The sequence below is a fragment of the Actinoallomurus bryophytorum genome, from assembly GCF_006716425.1.
Lineage (GTDB): Bacteria > Actinomycetota > Actinomycetes > Streptosporangiales > Streptosporangiaceae > Actinoallomurus > Actinoallomurus bryophytorum.
Map to the genome: position 1 here is coordinate 2,141,966 of NZ_VFOZ01000001.1, position 20,347 is coordinate 2,162,312.

Annotated in this window: 21 protein-coding genes; 8 read left to right on the top strand and 13 right to left on the bottom strand. The window is 67.0% G+C overall.

Going from position 1 to position 20,347, the window contains the following annotated elements:
- Nucleotides 1-58: 58 nt before the first annotated feature.
- Nucleotides 59-781, top strand: coding sequence for an SDR family oxidoreductase (locus FB559_RS10025; RefSeq protein WP_141955360.1), 723 nt, complete (start codon nt 59-61; stop codon nt 779-781).
- Nucleotides 782-791: 10 nt separating this feature from the next.
- Here the strand turns inward: FB559_RS10025 and FB559_RS10030 are convergent, their stop codons facing one another.
- The 3 genes from FB559_RS10030 to FB559_RS10040 all read right to left on the bottom strand — a co-directional run bounded on the left by FB559_RS10030 (nt 792) and on the right by FB559_RS10040 (nt 3,493).
- On the bottom strand, nt 792-1,862 hold the full coding sequence (locus tag FB559_RS10030) for a pentapeptide repeat-containing protein (RefSeq protein ID WP_185792121.1): 1,071 nt from the start codon (nt 1,860-1,862) through the stop codon (nt 792-794).
- Between the two features lie 298 nt (nt 1,863-2,160).
- Nucleotides 2,161-2,535, bottom strand: coding sequence for a hypothetical protein (locus FB559_RS10035; protein WP_141955362.1), 375 nt, complete (start codon nt 2,533-2,535; stop codon nt 2,161-2,163).
- 145 nt (nt 2,536-2,680) lie between these two features.
- Nucleotides 2,681-3,493: an MBL fold metallo-hydrolase gene (locus tag FB559_RS10040; protein ID WP_141955363.1), complete on the bottom strand. Its 813-nt coding sequence runs from the start codon at nt 3,491-3,493 to the stop codon at nt 2,681-2,683.
- A gap of 154 nt (nt 3,494-3,647) precedes the next feature.
- On the opposite strand from FB559_RS10040, the gene FB559_RS10045 reads away from it, so the two are divergent.
- Nucleotides 3,648-3,992 (top strand): PadR family transcriptional regulator, encoded by a 345-nt coding sequence (locus tag FB559_RS10045; RefSeq protein ID WP_246121492.1) that lies wholly within the window; start codon nt 3,648-3,650, stop codon nt 3,990-3,992.
- The gene (locus FB559_RS10050; RefSeq protein WP_141955364.1) at nt 3,989-4,963 is read left to right on the top strand and encodes a hypothetical protein; all 975 of its coding nucleotides are present in this window, start codon (nt 3,989-3,991) and stop codon (nt 4,961-4,963) included. The genes FB559_RS10045 and FB559_RS10050 overlap by 4 nt, the downstream gene beginning before the upstream one ends.
- Nucleotides 4,964-4,973: 10 nt before the next feature.
- Here the strand turns inward: FB559_RS10050 and FB559_RS10055 are convergent, their stop codons facing one another.
- Together FB559_RS10055 and FB559_RS10060 are read right to left on the bottom strand one after the other, a co-directional pair.
- Nucleotides 4,974-6,008 (bottom strand): NADPH:quinone reductase, encoded by a 1,035-nt coding sequence (locus tag FB559_RS10055; protein WP_141955365.1) that lies wholly within the window; start codon nt 6,006-6,008, stop codon nt 4,974-4,976.
- Nucleotides 6,009-6,080: 72 nt separating this feature from the next.
- Nucleotides 6,081-7,025, bottom strand: a complete 945-nt coding sequence (locus FB559_RS10060; RefSeq protein ID WP_141955366.1) for an aldo/keto reductase — start codon at nt 7,023-7,025, stop codon at nt 6,081-6,083.
- 178 nt (nt 7,026-7,203) lie between these two features.
- Between FB559_RS10060 and FB559_RS10065 the strand changes: the two genes are divergently transcribed.
- Together FB559_RS10065 and FB559_RS10070 are read left to right on the top strand one after the other, a co-directional pair.
- Nucleotides 7,204-7,791: a TetR/AcrR family transcriptional regulator gene (locus FB559_RS10065; protein WP_221639942.1), complete on the top strand. Its 588-nt coding sequence runs from the start codon at nt 7,204-7,206 to the stop codon at nt 7,789-7,791.
- 14 nt (nt 7,792-7,805) lie between these two features.
- Complete coding sequence (locus tag FB559_RS10070) at nt 7,806-8,063, top strand: hypothetical protein (protein ID WP_141955367.1); 258 nt, start codon at nt 7,806-7,808, stop codon at nt 8,061-8,063.
- A 26-nt stretch (nt 8,064-8,089) separates the two neighbouring features.
- Here the strand turns inward: FB559_RS10070 and FB559_RS10075 are convergent, their stop codons facing one another.
- Nucleotides 8,090-8,986, bottom strand: a complete 897-nt coding sequence (locus FB559_RS10075) for a hypothetical protein (protein ID WP_141955368.1) — start codon at nt 8,984-8,986, stop codon at nt 8,090-8,092.
- A gap of 31 nt (nt 8,987-9,017) precedes the next feature.
- Complete coding sequence (locus FB559_RS10080) at nt 9,018-10,151, bottom strand: quinone oxidoreductase family protein (protein ID WP_141955369.1); 1,134 nt, start codon at nt 10,149-10,151, stop codon at nt 9,018-9,020.
- Between the two features lie 476 nt (nt 10,152-10,627).
- On the opposite strand from FB559_RS10080, the gene FB559_RS10085 reads away from it, so the two are divergent.
- A complete protein-coding gene (locus tag FB559_RS10085; RefSeq protein ID WP_141955370.1) occupies nt 10,628-11,698 on the top strand; it encodes a DUF6348 family protein in 1,071 nt (356 codons plus the stop codon).
- Between the two features lie 783 nt (nt 11,699-12,481).
- Here the strand turns inward: FB559_RS10085 and FB559_RS10090 are convergent.
- Nucleotides 12,482-12,865 (bottom strand): winged helix-turn-helix domain-containing protein, encoded by a 384-nt coding sequence (locus tag FB559_RS10090; RefSeq protein ID WP_221639943.1) that lies wholly within the window; start codon nt 12,863-12,865, stop codon nt 12,482-12,484.
- A 26-nt stretch (nt 12,866-12,891) separates the two neighbouring features.
- Nucleotides 12,892-13,395 carry a hypothetical protein gene (locus tag FB559_RS10095; RefSeq protein WP_141955372.1) on the bottom strand — a complete coding sequence of 168 codons (504 nt, stop codon included), beginning with the start codon at nt 13,393-13,395 and terminating at the stop codon, nt 12,892-12,894.
- 424 nt (nt 13,396-13,819) lie between these two features.
- On the opposite strand from FB559_RS10095, the gene FB559_RS10100 reads away from it, so the two are divergent.
- The gene (locus FB559_RS10100) at nt 13,820-14,017 is read left to right on the top strand and encodes a hypothetical protein (RefSeq protein ID WP_141955373.1); all 198 of its coding nucleotides are present in this window, start codon (nt 13,820-13,822) and stop codon (nt 14,015-14,017) included.
- A gap of 21 nt (nt 14,018-14,038) precedes the next feature.
- Here the strand turns inward: FB559_RS10100 and FB559_RS10105 are convergent, their stop codons facing one another.
- The 3 genes from FB559_RS10105 to FB559_RS10115 form a co-directional block, all read right to left on the bottom strand.
- Nucleotides 14,039-15,682, bottom strand: a complete 1,644-nt coding sequence (locus FB559_RS10105; RefSeq protein ID WP_141955374.1) for a long-chain fatty acid--CoA ligase — start codon at nt 15,680-15,682, stop codon at nt 14,039-14,041.
- A gap of 42 nt (nt 15,683-15,724) precedes the next feature.
- Nucleotides 15,725-16,618, bottom strand: coding sequence for an SMP-30/gluconolactonase/LRE family protein (locus tag FB559_RS10110; protein ID WP_141955375.1), 894 nt, complete (start codon nt 16,616-16,618; stop codon nt 15,725-15,727).
- 85 nt (nt 16,619-16,703) lie between these two features.
- Nucleotides 16,704-17,693: an LLM class flavin-dependent oxidoreductase gene (locus FB559_RS10115; protein WP_141955376.1), complete on the bottom strand. Its 990-nt coding sequence runs from the start codon at nt 17,691-17,693 to the stop codon at nt 16,704-16,706.
- Between the two features lie 183 nt (nt 17,694-17,876).
- On the opposite strand from FB559_RS10115, the gene FB559_RS10120 reads away from it, so the two are divergent.
- Complete coding sequence (locus FB559_RS10120; RefSeq protein ID WP_141955377.1) at nt 17,877-18,554, top strand: TetR/AcrR family transcriptional regulator; 678 nt, start codon at nt 17,877-17,879, stop codon at nt 18,552-18,554.
- A gap of 72 nt (nt 18,555-18,626) precedes the next feature.
- Here FB559_RS10120 and FB559_RS10125 read toward each other — a convergent pair whose 3' ends face one another.
- Nucleotides 18,627-20,336, bottom strand: coding sequence for a carboxylesterase/lipase family protein (locus FB559_RS10125; RefSeq protein WP_221639944.1), 1,710 nt, complete (start codon nt 20,334-20,336; stop codon nt 18,627-18,629).
- Nucleotides 20,337-20,347: the final 11 nt, after the last annotated feature.

The window sequence follows — 20,347 nt, forward strand, 5'->3', positions numbered from 1 at the left end:
GCGTCAGCTCCTACCGTGGGCGCCGTTCACCCAACGGCAAGGAACAGGGGAAGAACCCATGGACATCAAGGGTGCGATCGCGCTGGTGACCGGCGCCAACCGTGGCATCGGCCGCCACTTCGCGCAGCAGCTGCTCGAGCGCGGCGCCACCAAGGTGTACGCCACGGCCCGCGACCCGGAACGCGTCGACGTGGCCGGCGCGCAGGTTCTGTCGCTGGACGTCACCGACCCGGCGTCCGTCGCGGCCGCCGCGAGCACCGCCACAGACGTCACGCTGCTGGTCAACAACGCCGGTTTCTCGGCACACCAGAATTACCTCGACGGGGACCTGGACAGGCTCCGGCTGGAAATGGAGACGCTCTTCTGGGGGTCGTTGAGCACCATCCGGGCGTTCGCCCCCGTGCTGGAACGGAACGGCGGCGGCGCGATCCTCAACGTACTGTCGGCCATGTCGTGGTTCTCCTACGACGGCGCGAACTCGTACTCGTCGGCCAAGGCCGCACAATGGGCGCTGACCAACGGCGTACGCCTGGAACTGGCCCGTCAGCGCACCTTGGTCACCGGCTTGCACATGGGTTCGGTCGACACCGACATGATGGCCGCCTACGACGTGGACAAGCTGGACCCCGCCGACGTCGTACGAGCCGCCCTCGACGGCGTCCAGGCGGGAGCGCTGGAGATCCTGGTGGACGACGCCAGCCGGCAGGTCAAGGCCGCTCTCGCCCTTGACCCCAGCGCCCTGTACCCGCAGCGTCACGACCCTGGACGGTCTGGTCGTTGAGTTCGCGGGGCTACGCGGGAGGCAGCAGTAGTCCTGCGGGCGGGTTCGCGGCGATGCCCGCGGCGAGGGCGGCGCGGCCACCGGAGAACGTCGCGTCGGTGAAGTCGATGGTGGCCCCGGAGAACGTCGCGTGGGTGAAGTGGACCGCCGCGCCGGAGAACGTCGCGTCGGTGAAGTGGACGGTGCCGCCGGAGAACTCCGCGCCGGCGAAGTCGATGGTGCCGCCCGAGAGCGCCGCGCCGGTGAAGTGGAACATGGCGCCGGAGAACTCCGCGCCACGGAAGTCGATGGTGGCACCGGCGAACTCCGCGCCCGCGAAATGGACGGTGCCGCCGGAGAACTCCGCGCCCGCGAAGTCGACGGTGCCGGCGGAGAAGGTCGCGTCGCTCAAGTCGACGGCGGCGCCGGAGAACACCGCGGCGACGACGTGGACGGTGGCGCCGGAGAACTCCGCGCCGGTGAAGAGGACGGCGCCGCCGGAGAACACCGCTGCGACGAAAAGGAGGGTGCCGCCGGAGAAGGTGGCCCCGGTGAAGTCGATGACAGCGCCGGAGAACTCCGCGCGGGTGAAGTCGACGGCGGCGCCGGCGAACGTCGCGCCGCTGAAGTCGACGGCAGCACCGGAGAACGTCGCGTTCTGGAAGTCGACCGTGCCGCCGGAGAACATCGCGCCGCTGAAGTCGCCTCCGTCGAAGCGAACGCCGCTGAAGTCGAAGTCATGGCCTCGCCAGGAGACACGGGCGTTGTCGCGCAGATGTGCGGTGATGATCGAGATGATGGTGTGGTGGACCTCTTGCCTGCCGCCGAATGTCAACTGTTCGGCCGCCGGTCCCCCCTGCGGGGAAGGTTGGTAGGGCGTCCGTAGGTAGGCGCACAGCTCGTCGATGCAGCTCTGCCGGCCGTCCCGCCACTCGTCGGCCAGGCCCGCCATCGCGTACACCCCGGCCAGCCGTACCGCGGCCTCGGCGTGTCCGAGCCGCCCGACCGCCCTGGCGAACCTCCGGTCGAACACCCGCTTCCGGTCGTCGCGCTGCTCCCGTACGCCTCCAGCCCCGGCGGCACGCCGTTCGCGGTCGCTCATCACCGACCGGGCCAGGTCACCACGGTCACGAACGACTTCAGGACCGCGAGTACCCGCTCGGTCGGCCATCGCCCGGCCGCCCGACGTAGGTCTCGCTCCCTGCCCGCGCAACCGTCCACACCCAAGACCGTAGGCAGACCAGGACTCACCACGACATCACCGGCCACATCTGGCCCCATCTGTCCCGTGGAAGCATGAACCCCATCTTGGAGGAGCGAGCACAGTCCGCGTGACGGTGGCGAGCCGGCGCGCTGTTCACCCGGCCAGTGCCACGTGACCCGACTCGTGGGATTCGCCGCTACCGTGAGGCGACGAGCAGGGCGATTCGAACGATCGCAACGGCGGCGGCGAAATACCCCGCCACGACGGAAAAGGTCGCGGGCTCCTTGCCATCCCATGAGCGGCCGTACTGGTCGGGCGGCCTCCTGATTCTGAGCAGAGCGGGAATGCCGCACGCCAGGGCGATGACCGCGAAAATCAGCGGCGTACCGAAGCGACCGGCGGCATAGCTGGTGTCGACATCTGCACCTGGCTTGTACCTGAGCGAGGAGAGGGTAAAGAAAAGAGCGAGCACCCCAAAGACCGCCGCTGTGATCGCTAGCCGATTGCGGCGTCGCGAACTGCCAGCGGTTTGCTGGTACTGCTCCACGGGTGGCTGGGGCCCTGTGGTCATGATCACGAAGAGTAGAGGTGATCAGCCGATAGGCGTTCGGTCACCGGGGCACCAACCCTACAAAGCGGACGTCACCCGACCACCCGCGATAGGACGGGACGTTGCCTCGCAGTCCCGCGAGTCGCTGGCCGGGCCTGCCGTCGCGTTATCTTTTTCGGGCCAGGTGCTGTAGTTGCCGCTCGTGCACGCCGGCCACCCAGTCCCAGCCGTCCTTGGCCGATGGGCCGACCCGCGGGTCGTCGGGAACTTGGGCGTCACGCAAGGCGTGTACGTACGCGCGGTCCTGGTCGATCCGTGCGTGTACCTGATCAGCTCCGCCGATGGACCCGTGGCCGGGGACGAGGACGTCGACATCACCCGCCACGCTCTCGAGCAGCCGCAGCGCGGCGAGGTAGTCCTCGATCGCGTCCGTGGTGCCGTTCAGGTCGAGTATCGGAATCAGGACGTCGGAAAGCATGTCGCCGGCGACGAGAACGCCGCTTTCCTCGACCAACAGCGACGCGTGGCCCGGGGCATGTGCCTGATGCTCGATGATCCGGACCTGAGGGCCGTCCCAGGGAATGTGCGTCGTCCCGGCGGGCAGGCCGGTGATGAGGCCGAGCAGGTCCAGCGGTATCTCCTCGGCGATGTCCGGCGGTAGCAGCGCGGCGACGCGAGCCTTCGCATCCGCGCCCGACAGCCGATCTCGAACAGTGGCCGCGGCGCGGGCCGTGCCGTACCGGGGCGCCGTGCCGAGCATGGCGTGCCAGAGCAGGTGATCCCAATGAGGATGCGTGGAGAACCCGGCCACAACGGGCCGGCCCGATTCGGACAGGTCGTTCGCGAGGCAGACCATTTCGTGGTCCTGCACCCCGGCGTCGATCAGCAACACGCCCGCGCTGCCCTGCACGACAACGGCGTTGCTTTGGCAGAACTCGCTCTCGTGGACGAGCACGCCCTCCGTGACCTGCCTCAGCACCGGCGACACTCCTTCTGCTTGCGGTTTGCAATCGCTTGACGCGACGCTAGCGCCAAGCGGTAGTGGTTTGCAAGCACTTTGGGCGAGGCGAGCATTCCTCGATCTGTCAGCACACCCTTGCATACTTCGAGTGCCGATATATATGGTTCCGATCGTGGCGAGACGGCAGCAGGTCATGACCGAGCCGACGTACTTCACCCTCGCGGCGTTGCTGGACGGCCCGTCGCACGGCTACGGGATCATCAAGCGGGCCGGGGAACAGTCCGGCGGGCGGGTCCGGCTGGCTGTCGGGACGCTGTACGGCGCGCTGGACCGGCTGGCGTCGGACGGTCTGATCGTGGTGGACCGCGAGGAGGTCGTCGACGGCCGGCCTCGCCGCTACTTCCGTATCACTCAGGACGGGACCAGGGCTGTGACCCAGGAGGCTGAACGCATGCAACAGGCCGCACAGATCGTGATCGCACGTGGGATGCGCCGGACCGGGGCGGCGCCCGCATGACCGGCACCGCGAACCTCCGGTACGGGTGGGTGCTGGCGCTCTACCCGCGCTCCTATCGGGCCGAGCACGGCCAGGAGATCCTGGCCACCCTCGCGGAGGCCACCGGCCCCGACCGCCGGGTACCGCCATTGCGCGAGATCGGCGGACTGCTGTCGGCCGGGGCACTGGCCCGGGTACGCGCCACGGCGGACGGGGCGGTGTCGTGGTGGGCCGACGGAATCCACCTGGGCGTGTTCGTGCTCGCGCTTCTGGCCTTTGCCCCCAACACCGTGCAACTCCTCCACTCCTTCAACGAGAACCTTCCAGGTGCAACGGCCCCCTTCTACCCTGCCGCCTGGTTCCCGCTGCTCCCGCTGGTGATCTCGGTGGCGCTGATGCGCGGCTGGGTGTGGGTCGCGTTGCCGCCTGCGGTGGTGATGGCCGTTCAATATGGACGGTACTTCCACGGCCGATCGCTGTTGCCCTCGCTCCCCGACTACGGCCCGGACCTCTTCAACGGCACTGACGCGCTTCCACCACTGCTGATCGTCGCCGGGCTGCTGGTCCTGGCGGCACGGGGCAGACGGCCGCTCCGCCACCGATCCTGGCTCTGGTGGTCACCGGTGCTACTCGTGGTGCTCGGCCAGCCGGTCTTTCACTGGTGGGCCGACAACAGCCCGATCCAGACGTTGTGGTGGCCTCAGATCACCACCATGAGCTCCCCAATGCGGGGGATCATCCTGGTCATCCAGGCCGCGATGTTCCTGCTCACGATCTGGGCGACCAAGGTCACCGGCGACCTGCGCTGGGCGCTGGCCACCGCCGTCTACCTCGCGACCGTGGAGCTGTCCGCGATCCGCAACATCGGCTTCGAACTCGCCCACCCTGATCTCATGACCGCCACCGTCGTCGGTACCGCCACCGGGCTCCTCGCCATGTTCGGCCTGGCCGCCAGGCGTACCCGCAAAGTGCGAGCATCAGCGGATCGGTAACACCCCAGCGCTACGTAGCTGGATCCGTCCCCGTGACGTCCACCAGGACCTTGCCGACCGCGCCACTCTCCACCGCCCGGTGTGCGTCGACGGTGCCGTCGAGCGGAAAGCGGACCAGCGGAAGGCCGTGCTCCTCGCCGACCGGCAGGGCGCCGTCGCCGACCGCGGCGGCGACGTCCTCGGCGGCCGCGGCGCGCGCCTCGGAACCGGCGGTGTAGAGCACCAGGAACTGCAGGCGTGTGTTCAGCACCATGTTCCGCAGCACGTTCAGTTCGACCGGCCTGCCGCCGTCGTTGGCGTAGGTGGAGATCGTGCCGCGTGTCCGCAGTACGGCCAGGTCCAGTGCGAGGTTCGCGCCGAGCGCCACCTCGGCGACGATGTCGACGCCGTCCGGGGCGATCTCGCGGATCGCGGCGGCCGGCTCGCCCTCGCGATAGTTGATCACGTGGTGGGCGCCGGCCGCGGTGGCCAGCCGGGCCTTCTCCGGACCGCTGACCGTGCTGATCACGGTGGCGCCGGCCCATCGGGCGAGCTGGATCACCGCGTGCCCGACCGCCCCAGCCCCACCCGCGGCGAGCACCACCCTGCCGGCGAGCGCGCCGGGCCGCAGGCGGCGAGGCCCGTCCTCGGCAACGGTGAGCGCGCGATGCGCGGTGAGCGCGGGTACGCCGAGTGCGGCGCCGACGTCGAACCCGACCTCGTCGGGCAGTGGCACGGCCTGCTCGGCGGGCACGACGGTGAACTCGGCGGCGGTACCGGTGGGCCGCCCGGCGGTGGCCATGAAAAGCCAGACCCGTTGACCGATCCGGCTCTGGTCGCCCCCCTCACCGATGGTGTCGATCACGCCGGCCCCGTCCAGGTGCGGAGTGACCTCGGGGAACCCCATGGGACTGGTGGAGCCGGAGCGGGCCTGCCCGTCGGTCGGGTTGACGCCGGACACGGCGACCCGGACGCGAACCTCGCCGGGGCCGGGCACGGGTGGGTCACGGTCGACGAGCTGAAGAACGTCGGGGCCGCCGTTGTCGCGATAGATGATCGCCTTCATGATCCGTCCTTACGTTCCTTGATTTTCGTGCCGCGGCGAAAACGGGCGTTCATCCCCGTGTCCCTCCCCCTCCTAGCCGATCGGGACTTCGTTGGAGCGAGACTCGACGGCGTCGAGGGCGGCGCGGCCGGCCTCGTCGAGGGTGAGCTCGCTGACCGCCATGTTGGCCTCCAGATGGGCGGGGTCGGCGGTGCCGGGTATGAGCAGCGCGTTCGGCGCGTGGTGCAGCAGCCAGGCGAGACCGACTTGGGAGGGCGTGACACCCAGCGACTCGGCCACGGCATGGACGGCGGGCTCCTCGGTGACCTTGGGCAGGCCCGGAAAGGCCCCGCCGAGTGGGAAGAACGGCACCCACGCGATGCCCTCGGCCGCGCACAGCCGCAGCATGTCCTCGTCGGCACGGGAAACGAGGCTGTACGCGTTCTGCACGCAGACGATGCCGACCGGCAGGGCGCGACGCAGGCCTTCGAGGGTGACGCTGCTCAGGCCGATCGCGCCGATCTTGCCCTCGTCGCGGAGGGCGGTCATGACCGCGAGCTGATCGTCGAGATCGACCACCTGGTCACCCTCGGGACGCAGACCGGGGCCGGAATCGAGGCGCCGGAGGTTGACCACGGGGAGCCGGTCGACGCCGAGGCCGCGCAGGTTGTCCTCGACGCTGGCCCGCAGTTGTTCGGGCCGCTGCGCGATCCGCAGCGGCAGACGCCCGCCTGGGTTGGGGTCGGCGCCGACCTTGGTGACGACCAGAACGCCGTCTTCTGAGCCCAGGGCTTCACGTATCACGGAGTTGGCGAAGCCGAATCCGTAGAACTCGGCGGTGTCCACGTGATCAACGCCCAGCTCGACGGCGCGGCGCAACAGGGCGACGGCCTCGCGGCGGCGGTCACGGAGGCGGTCGAGCTGGGCCGCACCGTAGCCCACCCGGAACACGGTGCGGTCGGCGAACGAAGCAGTGGGGGTGCTGATGATGTCTCCTCGGTCAGCGATCACATCGGCGTGCAACGGTCGGGCCGACACCGTACGAATATAAGATGACAGATGTCAATATCTGTCACTCCAACTCACGACGGCAGATGGACTGACAGACTTTGACGTCCGTCAGCCGCTGACGTACGTTCTCCGCTGCGGAGGCCTGATGGGCTGGCACAACAGCCTCGAACCCGCGGCCTCGTACCGGCTCGACAAGGAGACCTGATTGCGCGGGGAGCCACTCGACGCGGAGACGATCGTGTCGGCCACTGAGGAAGTGCTGCGCCGCCACGGCCCAGAGAAAACCACGGTGCTCGACGTCGCACGGCTGCTGGGCGTGAGCCACGGGAGCGTGTACCGGCATTTTCCGTCCAAGGCAGCGCTGCGCGAGGCCGTCATACGGCGCTGGCTCGACCGGGTGCAAGAGGATCTCGCGGCGACGGTCCAGGATCGCGAAGCGACCCCGTCCGACCGGCTACGTGGCCTGCTCACCACCATGTTCGCCGTGAAACGGGCGAAGGTGGCGGAGGACCCGGAGTTGTTCGCCACCTTCCGGGTGCTGGCGGCGGAGCACAGCACCGTGTCCTCCGCCCATGTCGCCTTCTTGCTCACCCAGATTCGGGCGATCGTCGCCGACGGCATCGCCGACGGCGACTTCGCGGCCTGTGAGCCAGAGGTGGTCGCGCGAGCCATCCTCAACGCGACCAGCCGCTTCCACGATCCGGCGCACGCCGCGGAGTGGCACACCCCCGAGGTCGAAGCGGAGTCCGCGGATGTCATCTCACTCATCCTCGACGGCATCCGGGCACGGTGATGTCGGCTCGTCGGGTGGACCGCGGGCCCGACTCGATACCTCCAACGGCGGCGGCGAACGACCTCCTGGACTGCGCATCGGACACCGACGAGGCCGGCGCGGCCTACGACGCCCTGCTCAGCGCCGCCCGTTCACACACAGTGGACGAAGCCGCACTCGGTCGCCTGTTCGACGCGCTGGACGTCGAGCGGCTGACCACCGAACTGCACGCCTCCATCGACCTCACCGCCGCACTCGACATCGCCCGGCGCGCCGGGCTGACCCAGGGCTGACGCTCCTCTTCTATCAGGCGCGGATCTCACCACAACTGCGGGTCGTCCGGGATATCCCTGGGTGGGCGGTCGTAGGGATTGGCCATGGCGTGGGCGGCGAATCCGGCGGCCTCGGCGACGCCACTCGCGACCATCGCCGTTTCGATCTCCCGCAACAGATCCTCCGGCCGGTCCGTGCCGAACATCCAGCGCATCACCGGCTGGTCGTTGAACACGAGTACCGGTCGCAGTTCAGGCCGGTCGAGCAGCATCCGCAGAGTCCCCAGCACCCACTGCGCGCGCGGTGGGTGATCCCGAACGGCCGGCCGCGCACGCCACCATGGGCTCGCGAAAACCGGGTGCAGTGCACGGAACGATATTCCATGACGGCTGTACGGAGCGCCCCAGATGTTGAGCGGCTGGCCATACGGTGGGCCAAGAGAGATCTTCGGCCGCAGCGGACAGGCGGCGAGTACGAAGCGGTCCAACCCGGGCCAGGGATATCGCTTCGTGGCCGCGGTCAGCGGCTTGTACCGGTAGGCACCTCCCCGGCTCGGGGTCGGATGCACCATTACGCTGCCGCTGTCGATGGTCAAGTAAGGGATGAGGAAGCGGCGCGACCGCCCAGGCACCGAATCGACGATCAGGCCGTGCTCGCATATCCGGATCCGCGTCCGCACCAGAGCGAGCACGGGATAGAGCACGCCCAGAGTCGCGATACCCAGCATGATGAAGAAGGGGTCCAGCGCCCCGTGCACCGATGCGGCGAGCGAGATCACGAGGACCGTGACAGGCAGAACAAGCCAGAACGCCGCGATTCCCGCCCAGCCGCGCCTGTTGGGCTTCAACGGGTAAATGGTCGATCGCACCGCGCCCGCTTGAGCCACACTCTGAATCAGAGATTCAGGTTCTCGAAAGCTCATTTCAGACACCTTGGGCGTCACTCCAATCACCGGATACCGACACGCACCATCGTCACGTACGAGCGATGGGACGGTTCCCCTCACTTCCCGCAGCCAGGTTGCGGTCCACGGTCACCACCACCTTGCCCAGTACGCCACTGCCCGCCTTCAGCGACCGCAGTCCTGTGTTGATCGCCTCAACGGTGCTGTCGACGGTCTGGCTGACGTACGGGATCACGAGTCCCCGCGTCGCCCACTCCATCGCCAGGTCCATTCCTCGCTCGAAAAAGCCACGCGCCTGGCTGTCCAACGTGGCGGGCTCGGCGAAGTAACGCAGCAGGTTGATGTTGACATGCCTGGCTCCGCGTTCGGCCAAGATCGCATCCACCGGGCTGGGCGATTCGGCCAAACGTGATGTCTTGCCGGGGCCGACACCGAGCACGATCCAACTGCCACCCCGCCGGACGGTCTTCGCGGTCTCGGCAAAGCCCTGCTCGCTGTAGGTGGCGTCGAAAACGAGGTCGACGCCCCGGCCGTTCGTCAGCTCCGCGATCTCAGTGGCAATGTCGTCACGTTTGTAGTCGAAGACGAAATGGGCGCCGGACTGCTGAGCCAGCGCGATCGACTGGGGCCGGCTGCCACTGCTGATGACCGTTCGGGCCTCGAAGGCGCGTGCCGCCATCTGCACGGCCAGATGTCCCACACCGCCCCCGCCTCCAGGGATGTAGATCGTGTCACCGGCCTGGATGGCCCCGTTTAGGCCCGCGAAAGCAGAGAGAAAGCACATGGGGAGCGCTGCCGCATCACGGAAGCTCAGAGATGGCGGCTTGCGGACGGTGAGGAATTGACGCGCGACGGCGTACGCGCCGCCGCTACCGCCCGTTGCCGACCAGCCCCCGTCACCGTTCAGGTCGGCCATGGCGACCACCGCATCGCCGACGGCCACGTGAGAGACGTCATGGCCCACGTCGACCACTACGCCGGCGAGGTCGAACCCGAGAACGACGGGGGGCGTCCGTCCCATGAAATTGAGCTCGGCCAGCTTGTACTCCAGCGGGTTGAGCGACGAAGAGGCGACGCGGATCAAAACCTGATTGGCCGTCGGCTGTGGGACGGGAATTCGTACGGCCTCAAGCGGCAGCCCAGCTCGGTCCCTTGTGTAACCGACGCCGACGAACTTCTCCGGAGTCGTGTGGGTCTGCTTCATGTTCTGCTTCCATCTGAACAAGCATCCATGCGGGTTCGTCGGGCTCCGGCGGCGAAGGGCACAGGCTTCAGCTAGACCTCGTTCTGGTATCCCGCACTCCGCTGGTCGAAGGAGAAAGTGAACCCGTGGGGCGCGTTCTCCGCGGCGACTCGCAGGCCGTCATGGTGATCCCCCCTTCACCAGTGCGGGGCCGGGTCCGGCGCCCCCGCTCCATGGGCGGGACCGGGATCGACAGGAGCGTCCGTTGGGCGCTCCGCTCTCGGCGTCTGCCACGGGGCAACGCCGCCGACCGGTCTTGCTTTCGAAACGAAATCTGCTTGTACGGTCGACGCTACGCCTTGCACCTTCAATGCACGCCAGGGGGTGGTTCGGGCACTCCGGAGCAGTAACGGTGCTCGGTCGCGACCTCGGCGTCCCGCCGTACATCGTCGGCCACAGCGGCATCGAAGACCTGATGCCGGAAGTAGGGTTGCGCGGTGATCGAATCAATGGGATTTGACGCCGCCGTCGAGGTGGGGATCGCCGCGTTCTGCGCCGGTGAGGAGCCACCGAGTGACGAGGAGGTATGGGGCCGGCTGACCGGGGCCGGCGTCGAGCCGTGGCTGGCCGAGCGGCTGCTGATCTTCCTGCCGATGGCGTACACGCGCCGATTGTTGCCGGACGTCCAGTACCCGGACGGACTGGTGGTTCCCAGCGGGCGGGTGAACCTCTCAGCCGAACCGGTGTTCGTGGCCGCGTTGGGCCGCGCGCAGAGCGCCGACCGCGGCGAGGTGGGGCGAATCGCGGTGCGCAGCAGCGAGTTCAATGCGATCAATAACGCGCTGAACGCCGGTTCGGAGCTGTCGGACCTGATGCTCAGCGAGACCGCGCTGGCGAAAGACCTGGAACCGGTCGAGCAAGGCGACGGCGGCATACCCTCGCCGCGCGCCGTGTTCGAGGACTTCCTTCGCGGGCACGGCGTGCGGCTCGACGGCGAGACGAGGGTCGACGCGAAGCTGCTCGTCCACCCCGCCCCGGCCGGCGTGGTGATGGCCCAGGTCGACTTCGCCGTGTCGCACCCCGCGCTGGCCACGCCATGGCTGGTGGAGAGCTTCGCCGCGCATGGCGCCACCTGGCGCGACGCGATCGGCGGGGCGGTGAACAGGTTCAAGCTCGGCGCGCTGCACCCGATCGTCGAGGGCCTCCTGCACCCCGGCGCCGCCCCCGACCAGGTCGAGCGGGAGCGCTACGAGCACCCGAGCGGCGCGTTCGAACTGGTGCTGGGCGCCCAGATCAACTTGTTCACCGACCGGTCGGTGCCATCTGCCGGGCCCCTGCTCGACCGGCTGATGGAGGCGCTGCGGGCGGAGCCGCTCACCCGGAAAGTGCACGGGCTACGCCTGTTCATCGCGTACCACGACGGCCAGCTGCAGACCAACGAGGTGCTGCTGGACGGCGAGCAGTGGTCCGGCGGCGAGGCGGTGGTCGCGGACAGCCAGGCACCGCTGCCCGACGGGAGGGTCGCGGTGCGGATCTTCGGGCTGCTCGTGCCCGTCGACAACGCATAGCGTTCCAGACGGGATTGCTTGAACCCGCCCGGCCGAGGACGTCGCCGTAAAAAGACCCCGGCGCGATGCGCTCGGGGTCTTTTTGGCTGTTCAGGGGCCAGCGGGCAGGGACGGGGTCGAACCGCCGACCTTCCCTTTTCAGAAGTGACATCCGGAAGCCATCGACGTGCGCAGACTGGCGCACTGATCCGGCGTACGGGATCGATGGCCGGAGCAGTAAACCGCATGGGAGGTTGAAGCATCTTCTAGATATGTGGGCGCTAGTAATTCGCCACCCGAACACGGGATCGCTCGTGATGTGGGTGGTGCTGCTGTCTCTGACGTCCACGTGCGTTGAGGCGCGAGGAGACGTACACCCGCAGTGGTGGGCGACTGCGCTGGTTTTCTTCGCGATCGCCTATGGCTCGGGGGTGACCTGGTACTTCGCTTACAAGAAAGCCCCGGCCCACCTGCCACTGGTGAAGATCGCGGGCCTCATCTTTGCGACGATCCTCTCCCCCTATCTGATAGCAGTCGCGCTCATCTTCTTGGGGGCGGCTCCGTACTGTTTGTGGGCCACGTTCGCGGTGACTGGAGCACAGTTCAGTTGGTATGCGTGGCGTCTTCACACCAGGGAGACTGCCGACCCCTCAGTCGGTCAAGGGCGCTGAACCGCCGGGCAGGGGTTAAGACTCGGGCGGGCGTAGAGCTCGCTCGGGGACCGCCTTGATCTGTTCCTCGGCGACCGGATCCAGGTTGAGCCGCGGCACAGGGCCGCAGACGCCTGCACCAAGCCCGCCGGAGTCACCCCTCCGACAGGCCTGGCTTCAGATTCACACCCCGTCGATGGGCGTTGTCGGACGGGGGGTCGCTTGCCGGACGTGGGTGAGGAGATGCCTCGGGCTGCGGGCGGGAGGTGCGCTCGACGATCATCTGTAGTGCCTCGACGTGCCCGATAAACCGCTGTCGTCCTTCGACGGTGGCTCGTACCGTGGTCTTGGGCACCCGGCCGATGTACGTCCGTTGCTGCTCGACGTACCCGTCCCTCCTCAGCGTGGCCAACTGCTTGGACAGGGCGGAGTCCGACAGCGACACCGCGTCCCGCAAAAAAGCGAAGCCGCACCATTCCGTCACGCACAGCACCGACATGATGACCAACCGCGTCGGATCCGACAGCAGGCGGTCCAATTCTGGTGTCCGGCCCGACGGGGATGTCATTGGTTCGTTCGCCTCTGCGAGACCCCAAGTAGCAGCTGGGTCAGGGCGAACAGCGCAGTGACCGCGCCACCGAGGAGTACCCCGGTCACAGTGTTGGGGTAGTCACGCAGGCCGACCGCATCGGCGACGTCATCCGCGAAACCGGTGCCGTAGCGGGGGAGCAACCATGCGCCGAGGCCGGCGACGATCGCCACGACGAAGAAGACCGAGGGCACGAACGACTGCTGACGCTGCACTCCACGCAGCCTACTCAGCGGCGCCGACCGGCTGGTGAAGGTGGTTATGAGCACGACGACCAGCGCGACCAGCACCAGAGTGGCGATCAGCTTGGCACCGCTGAGGCCGACGAAGTCGTTGGCCGCCGTAAACCCGACGGTCAGCACGAACATCGCCGCGTAGACCCACCATGGGAGGCGCGCCGCCCGTCGAGTCCGCTCCTGGTGTGCGTCGATCATCGCCAGCGCGTCCGCCGCCTGTCGCCGCTCGTCATGCTCGTCCATCACCGTCTCCTTTGACTACTTGCCTATCTGGAAACTACTAACTGGTTTCCAGATAGGCAAGTAGTCGCGGAGGCGTCGCCGGGTCCGTCATGAGTACGTGGCGCTTTGGGCTGCGTCCTACGCGCCGCGCGACATATTTGGCACAGCCACCCGCCGCCCGTTGACGGCCCAACACAGCAGGACAGAAAGCAGCCAGCGTCCAACCTCGTTCATGCAGGTCGGACGCCGTTTTCACTAGTTTCAGGGAGTGGGCAGGGGCGGGGCCGAACCGCCGACCTTCCGCGTCCGCCGTCCCCGTACCTAGGTCAGACGGTGGTCCACGCGTGTCTACGGTTACCGGTGGTGGCTGCCGTCGCTGTCATCCGGGCCGCTGGTACAAACCGTCCCGGAGGCATTGCTAGGGCCGTTCGCGTACGCGACGGATTTGGTCGAGTTCCTGATCGTCCACAATGAGCCTGAGCAGGCCCGGCTGCTCATCGACCAGGTGATGGCGATTGAGCCGGAACAGCGAGCAGCCTTCGACGAGGGACGCCGGCTCGCCGAGGATGGGATCCGAAGTCGGCCCCGATGGCTCACACAAGAGACACTCGGCTGGACCAGCGCCACACTCGGCCTTAGCTGAGCACTCAACCAACTCAGTCGGCTAACGCCCGTCGACTCGCAAAACGTCAAGCTCGTGCTCATGATAACGGGCTCGTAGCCGTTTCTTGTCGAATTTCCCGACGCTGGTTTTCGGGATTTCGTCGACAAACGACCAGTTCTCAGGCAGCTGCCAGCTAGCGACTTTACCAACGAGGAATTCACGCAGCTGCCCGGCGGTGACTTTCGCTCCTTCCTTGACCACCACTGCGGCCAGCGGGCGCTCTTGCCATTTTTTGTCGGGCACCGCGATGACGGCTGCCTCGGTGACCGCCGGATGCCCCATGATGGCATTCTCCAGCTCGACCGAGGAAATCCATTCGCCACCTGACTTGATGACGTCCTTTGTCCGATCGGTGAGAGTGAGAAAACCGTCGGACGAGATGCGGCCGACGTCGCCGGTCCTCAGCCAGCCATGGCGGAAACTGCCCGGCTCCGCGGCCGGGCCTTCCGGTGTGTAGTACGACGCCGTAATCCATGGGCCGGATACCTCGACCTCGCCGACGCCCTTGCCATCCCACGGCACCTCGACGCCGGCCGCGTCCACCACCCGGGCCATCACGGAGGCCGGGAACCGGCCCTGCGTGATCCGATACGCCATTGCCTCGTCACCGGTTGCCGACGCGGGTGGGCGCGCCACAGAACCGAGCGGGGACATCTCGGTCATGCCCCACGTGTGCAGGAGCTGGACTCCGTACCGCTCGGAGAAGATTCGCATCAGCGATGGCGGGCACGCCGCCCCTCCGACCACAACCTCTCTCAGGTGCGATATGTCCTGCGGCGTGGTCTCCAGTTGCTGGAGCAGGCCTTGCCAGATCGTCGGCACCGCCGCCGCGAAGGTCGGCTTTTCCGCAGCGAGAATCGCCGCGATCGATGCGGGCTGCAAAAAGCGGTCCGGCATGACCAGCGATGCACCGACCATCATCGCCGCATACGGAAGGCCCCAGGCCATGGCGTGGAACATCGGCACGATCGTCAGGGCGGAGTCCTGCTGGGCCAGCCGTATGCCGTCGGTCATGCACAGTTGCATGGAATGCAACCAGATCGAGCGGTGTGAGTACACCACGCCTTTGGGGGCGCCCGTCGTACCTGACGTGTAGCACATCGCGGCCGCACAGCGCTCGTCGACGACAGGCCAGCCGAAGTCCTCGGGTTGAGCGCCGAGCAACTGATCGTAGGAATGCACCTCCACCCCGGGAGGCGCCTCGAGCGTCGCCACGTCACCGTTGGCGACGACCACGTGCCGTACCGTCTCCAGTAGCGGGAGCACCCGGCTGAACTCCGGCATCAGGTGACCATCGACGATGACCACCCGGTCGGCGGCATGATTGGCGATGTAGGCCAGTTGTTCGGGAGACAGCCGGATGTTCAGTGTGTGAAGCACCGCACCCATGGCGGGCACCGCCAGGTACGCCTCGATGTGCTCACTGTTGTTCCACATGAATGTGCCGACACGCTCGTCACCGGTCACTCCCAGAGCCCGCAGGGCGTGTGCGAGCTGAGCGGCACGCTTTCCCAATGCGCAATAGGTCGCGGTACGGGACTGAGACCCTCCCCAGGTCATCACGGTCCTGTCGCCGTGCACGGTGCTGCCGTAACGCAGCAGCCGGGCTACTGACAGCTCACCTTCTTGCATTGTGCTCAACATCGTTGAGCTCCTTGTTCAGTGCGTAGGTGGCCGGGACAGCCGTCAGGGCCGGCCGGCGTGGGGGACATCGACACGGGCCGTCAGCAGCATTCCTTCGCGCGCGTTCTTGCGGGCTTCCTCCTGGAAGTCCGGTGCGGCGCACATGAACAGCGTGCGGTTGTCGGTACCGCCGAGCATGCAGGCGAAAACACCGGTTCCGACGGATACCTCCTCGCTGATCTCACCACCCTCGTGGACGTGCAGGACCCGGCTGCCCACGGCGTCGGCGACCCACAGAGCCCTGTCAGCGTCGAGGCAGCACCCGTCCGGAGCGACGACGACCTGGGCGAACAGGCCTTCGAGGTTCTTGTCGGTGGGCAACTCGCCGAACTTCGCCCAGGTACGGCGGTTGACGAGGGCGCCGTCGTCGGCGATGTCGAACGCGGTGACGCGGTTGCCGAACGTCTCCCCGACCAGGAGCACGCCGTCGTCGGTGATCACGCTGCCGTTGGGGAACCACAGGTCTTCCGCGACCGTGGCGACGGTGCCGTCAGGGTCCACGCGTAGCAGGACAGCGGTCTCCAGCGGCTGTCCGTCCATCAAGTCAAAGCCGAACTCGCCGACGAATGCCCTACCCCGGGCGTCGACGACCATATCGTTGGGATAACCCTTGACGTGGGCGGAAAGGTCGGCATGGGTCACCAGCGCACCGTCGGGCTCGCGACGCAGCACACGGGCGTCACGCATCGAGACCACCAGGAGCCGGCCGTCCGGCAGCCATCCCAGCCCGGAGGGCTGCTGGGGGACTTCGGCCTCGACCCGGAGATCGCTGCCGTCTTCAGCCGCCGAATAGACGCGATAGGTGTAAAAGTCGACGAACCATATCCGTTGATCGTGCCAGCGAGGACACTCAAGGTAAGCGAGTCCTTCGACAGCAGTGTTTATCTCACGACTCATGGTCTCCCCCTAGGTATGCGGTCACCCACATCGGGTTGTTTCGTGATTCGGGTTCTCCCGGAGAGCGAGGTCAGGCGCCGTTCGCTTAACCGACACAAGCGTCCAGAAAGCGTTCCAGTTCACGTTGAACATTCGGCCCGCAGGGCTGGAAGACGATTTCCGTGATACCGCGGGACCGATAGTCATCGAGTCTGCGCCGGATCTGTTCACGGGTCCCGCTCAACGTGACGTCCTGGAGCGTGCTGCTGCCGCCGGCGTCCCAGGCCGCTCGATCCGCGGCGTTCAACGCGACGCAGTGCCCGGAGTGGACGGCGAGGTGACGACGTTCCTGCGGTGACTGTTCAACGGTCGCGAGCCAGTTCTCACCACCGGGCAGCGCGCGTACGGCCTCGGGCCCACCGAATTCGTAGGCGCCGTGAAATGACAAGGCCCAGCCTGGGCCTCCGGCCAAACGGGCGTGCTCTGAATCGTTTTTCTCGTCTTCGTCCAGCACGGTGCCCCACTCGAGGTAGGCGACCCAGGGATGCTCGGTCATGAACTCCGGCTGCTGCAGTGTGGCGAAGAGCCCGTCACCGAGTTCCCGCGCGACCTTGTTTCCCTTCGGCCCGAGAGCACCGATCAGAATCGGTACGTCGATGGGGCGATCGGGAGCGTGACCGCCCGGATGCAGCATCCGCATCTCGGCGCCTTCCCACTCGATGACCTCACCACGTAGCAGTCCCCGGTACGCGCGAATGTAGGACTCCATGAACGACCAGCGGACCGCGCCATAACCCATGGCCCGACGTCCCGAGAATCCGGTCCCGAAGGCGACCGCCACCCGCCCTGGCGCGAGGGCGGCGAGCGTGGCGGTCGCCGCCGCATTGACCATCGGGTGACGCAGGCTGGGCACGAGGACTCCCGGGCCGAGGCCGATGCGCTCCGTGCGTTCCGCGGCGAGCGCCAAGGTCATCCATACGTCAGGGCTCTGCTGGGGCGTGTCGTAGACCCATGCGCGGTGATAGCCGAGCCGTTCGGCCAGTGCGATGTTGTCCGGCGAGTCCAGGGCGGTGGGAAAAGCGCAAGACACATCCATGTGCCCTCCTCTGATCGGAGCGCCTGATCGCTCGACATGCCTGTCGACCAGCTAAGATGACTAAGCGCTTAGTCACCTCTCGTATATGTGTGGCACGGTACACACGCCAACCTCGTCGATCAAGGCCTGCGCGGATTCATGAGAGCGTTACCGCCTCAGAGGGTTGGACGGAAGGACATGTTGATGGGAACCAAGCACTCCCCGCTCCCAGAGCTGGTGGATGAGGCGCCGGAACTGTGGGACACCGGGTACGCGGAGGTCACCCGGCGGCTGTTGACGGCGGGCGTGCGATGCTTCGCCTCGAACGGCTTTCATGCGACGACGACCAGGGACATCACCAAGACCGCGGGCCTGTCCCCCGCCGCTCTGTACGTACATTTCGCCTCGAAGGAGGAAGTGCTCTTCGAGATCATCCGCACCGGGCACGAGAGCTCACTCGAGGTCGTGCGCGAGACGGAAGCCACAAGTGATCCGACGGCATATCTGAAGGCACTCGTCGCGAGGTTCGTCACCTGGCACGCCCGTCACCACGTGGTCGGCCGAGTCAGCCAGTACGAGCTGTCAGCCCTGACGGCAGAGCATTACGAAGTGATCGTCGGGCTGCGACAGCAGACCACCGCGGTGTTCCACGAGGCCATCCGCTGGGGCATGCGGGACGGAGAGGCCTTCGGCGTGGTCGACGCCCACCGTGTCGTGCGCGCCATCCTTTCCCTGGGTGTCGACCTCGTTCGCTGGTACCGGCTTGACGGACCGGACACGCCCGAGCAGCTCGGGCACTTCTACGCTGAACTCGCCCTGGGAATGGTCACCGCTGCCGGCCACGCGTCTCTGCCAAAGGAGAACGGCGCGTTGCCGGCATGACCGCCCCCTGCACGATCAACGGCTTCGGATCACGGTCGACGCCGGGCCGTTGAGGTTAAGGGCCGGCCGCCTTCACCCGTCGTCCATTGACCCCAGGTGGACGTGCCGATCGTCCGCGTCGATCACCAGACTCGCCGGCCACTGGTTCCAGGCGCGACCGAGTCCGTGGTGCCGCGGCGATCCGGTGTTGATGAAGTTCCGGATGCTGGCGGTCATCAGGTCTGACAACCTGAGGCGTCCGGGCTGGTTCTGCCGGCTGAAGGCGTACGAGAACACGTTGTGCCCGAAGTTGTGGAACACGAAGGGCAGATCGATCGCATGTACGGCGCCGTACACCTGGTCGAACGGTGCGGGCTCCTGGTTCCAGTCGAACCTGTAGTGATAAAGCGATCGGTTCCCGCTGCGGGCCAGTGCATTCAGTGAATTCCGGTTGATGCCCGTGAAGACCGACTCGGTCAGAGCCGCAGCAGCATCGTTCCAGCCACCGGGCTTGTCCACCGGGAGATATTGGTCCTTGAGCAGATCGGAAGGGGTCAGCGTGCCGGGCCTGTCGGGATTGAACAAGTACTGCAGTGTGAACCGGTCGTAGTCGCTCGGCTTGTGCGCCCCGATCGCACTGCCGAACAGTTTCCCCTCCTCGCGGGTGTTCCCGGCGAGAACGGCCACCTCGCGATCGACCCCGGACTCCAGCACGGCGTACGGGTCCGATGGGATCACCGTGCCGTCGGCGATGACCGCCGGCGTCGCGTCGAGTTGGTGCTTGACGAGCACGCGCACCAGGTCGTCGGCGGAGAGCGAACGAAGCAAATCGACACCGCTCATGCCCGAAGAGGGGTAGTCGCTCTCCGCAGCCTGGATGACGCGGTCAGCGTAGGCCCTGGCGTTGGCCACACTTGCGGTGCTGAGACCGCCGCTGAGCGGGATTGCCTTGTCGACCATTCCGCGTGCCAATGGGGAGACGAGCAGGGACCAGACGTTCACCGCACCCGCCGACTGGCCCATCACGCTGATGTTGTCGGAGTCGCCACCGAACTGCCGGGCATTCCGGTCCACGAACCGGAGCGCTTCGATGAGGTCAAGAGTGCCGAAGTTACCGGACGTCGACAGCGCGTCGCTGTCCCCCAGGCCTCCGGCGTTCAGCCAGCCGAAGACTCCCACCCGATAGTTCACGGTGACGACCACGGCCTGGGCACGCTTGGCCAGCTCTCGCCCGTCGTACATCGGATCCGCCGAATAGCCGACGACATTGCTCCCGCCGTGGATGAAGAACACGACGGGCAGGTTGCGCTTCGACGTCGACGGACGGAAGACGTTCAGCGTCAGGCAGTCTTCCTCGCCGACGGGCTTTTGCAGCCCATCGCGCACTGCCAGGTCGTAGAACGGCCCGTTCGGGGACGGACTGAAGAAGCGCCCCGGCTGCGTACACCCCGACCCGTACTGCTCGGCGGGGCGGAGTGCCTCCCAGGACCGGTGGGCCTTCGGTGGCCGCCATCGGAGATCGCCCACCGGCGGCTCGGCGTAGGGGATGCCCAGCCACGAGTACGTCCCACTCGACCGGCCCTCGTTCCGGCCGATGATCGGACCCAGCGTCGTTCGGACGAGGGTCGGTTTCCGCGCTCCATTCCCGGGATGGACGGCGCCGGCGGACGCAGAGGTGAGCGGCGCAACGGTCAGGACCGCAGTGACGAGAACGATGCGGACGACCGAACGGAGTAGAGACGACGTCGTGCGACGACGCCCGGCCGGCTGGCTAATGACGGCCCTGGACGGCATGGCGGACATGGGCACCGACT

Bases quoted from the DNA above. Each gene is read 5' to 3' on its own strand.
- FB559_RS10025 (WP_141955360.1), top strand. From the start codon at position 59: ATGGACATCAAGGGTGCGATCGCGCTGGTGACCGGCGCCAACCGTGGC.
- FB559_RS10030 (WP_185792121.1), bottom strand. From the start codon at position 1,862: ATGAGCGACCGCGAACGGCGTGCCGCCGGGGCTGGAGGCGTACGGGAG.
- FB559_RS10035 (WP_141955362.1), bottom strand. From the start codon at position 2,535: ATGACCACAGGGCCCCAGCCACCCGTGGAGCAGTACCAGCAAACCGCT.
- FB559_RS10050 (WP_141955364.1), top strand. From the start codon at position 3,989: ATGACCGGCACCGCGAACCTCCGGTACGGGTGGGTGCTGGCGCTCTAC.
- FB559_RS10055 (WP_141955365.1), bottom strand. From the start codon at position 6,008: ATGAAGGCGATCATCTATCGCGACAACGGCGGCCCCGACGTTCTTCAG.
- FB559_RS10080 (WP_141955369.1), bottom strand. From the start codon at position 10,151: ATGAAGCAGACCCACACGACTCCGGAGAAGTTCGTCGGCGTCGGTTAC.
- FB559_RS10095 (WP_141955372.1), bottom strand. From the start codon at position 13,395: ATGGACGAGCATGACGAGCGGCGACAGGCGGCGGACGCGCTGGCGATG.
- FB559_RS10105 (WP_141955374.1), bottom strand. From the start codon at position 15,682: ATGTTGAGCACAATGCAAGAAGGTGAGCTGTCAGTAGCCCGGCTGCTG.
- FB559_RS10110 (WP_141955375.1), bottom strand. From the start codon at position 16,618: ATGAGTCGTGAGATAAACACTGCTGTCGAAGGACTCGCTTACCTTGAG.
- FB559_RS10115 (WP_141955376.1), bottom strand. From the start codon at position 17,693: ATGGATGTGTCTTGCGCTTTTCCCACCGCCCTGGACTCGCCGGACAAC.
- FB559_RS10120 (WP_141955377.1), top strand. From the start codon at position 17,877: ATGGGAACCAAGCACTCCCCGCTCCCAGAGCTGGTGGATGAGGCGCCG.
- FB559_RS10125 (WP_221639944.1), bottom strand. From the start codon at position 20,336: ATGTCCGCCATGCCGTCCAGGGCCGTCATTAGCCAGCCGGCCGGGCGT.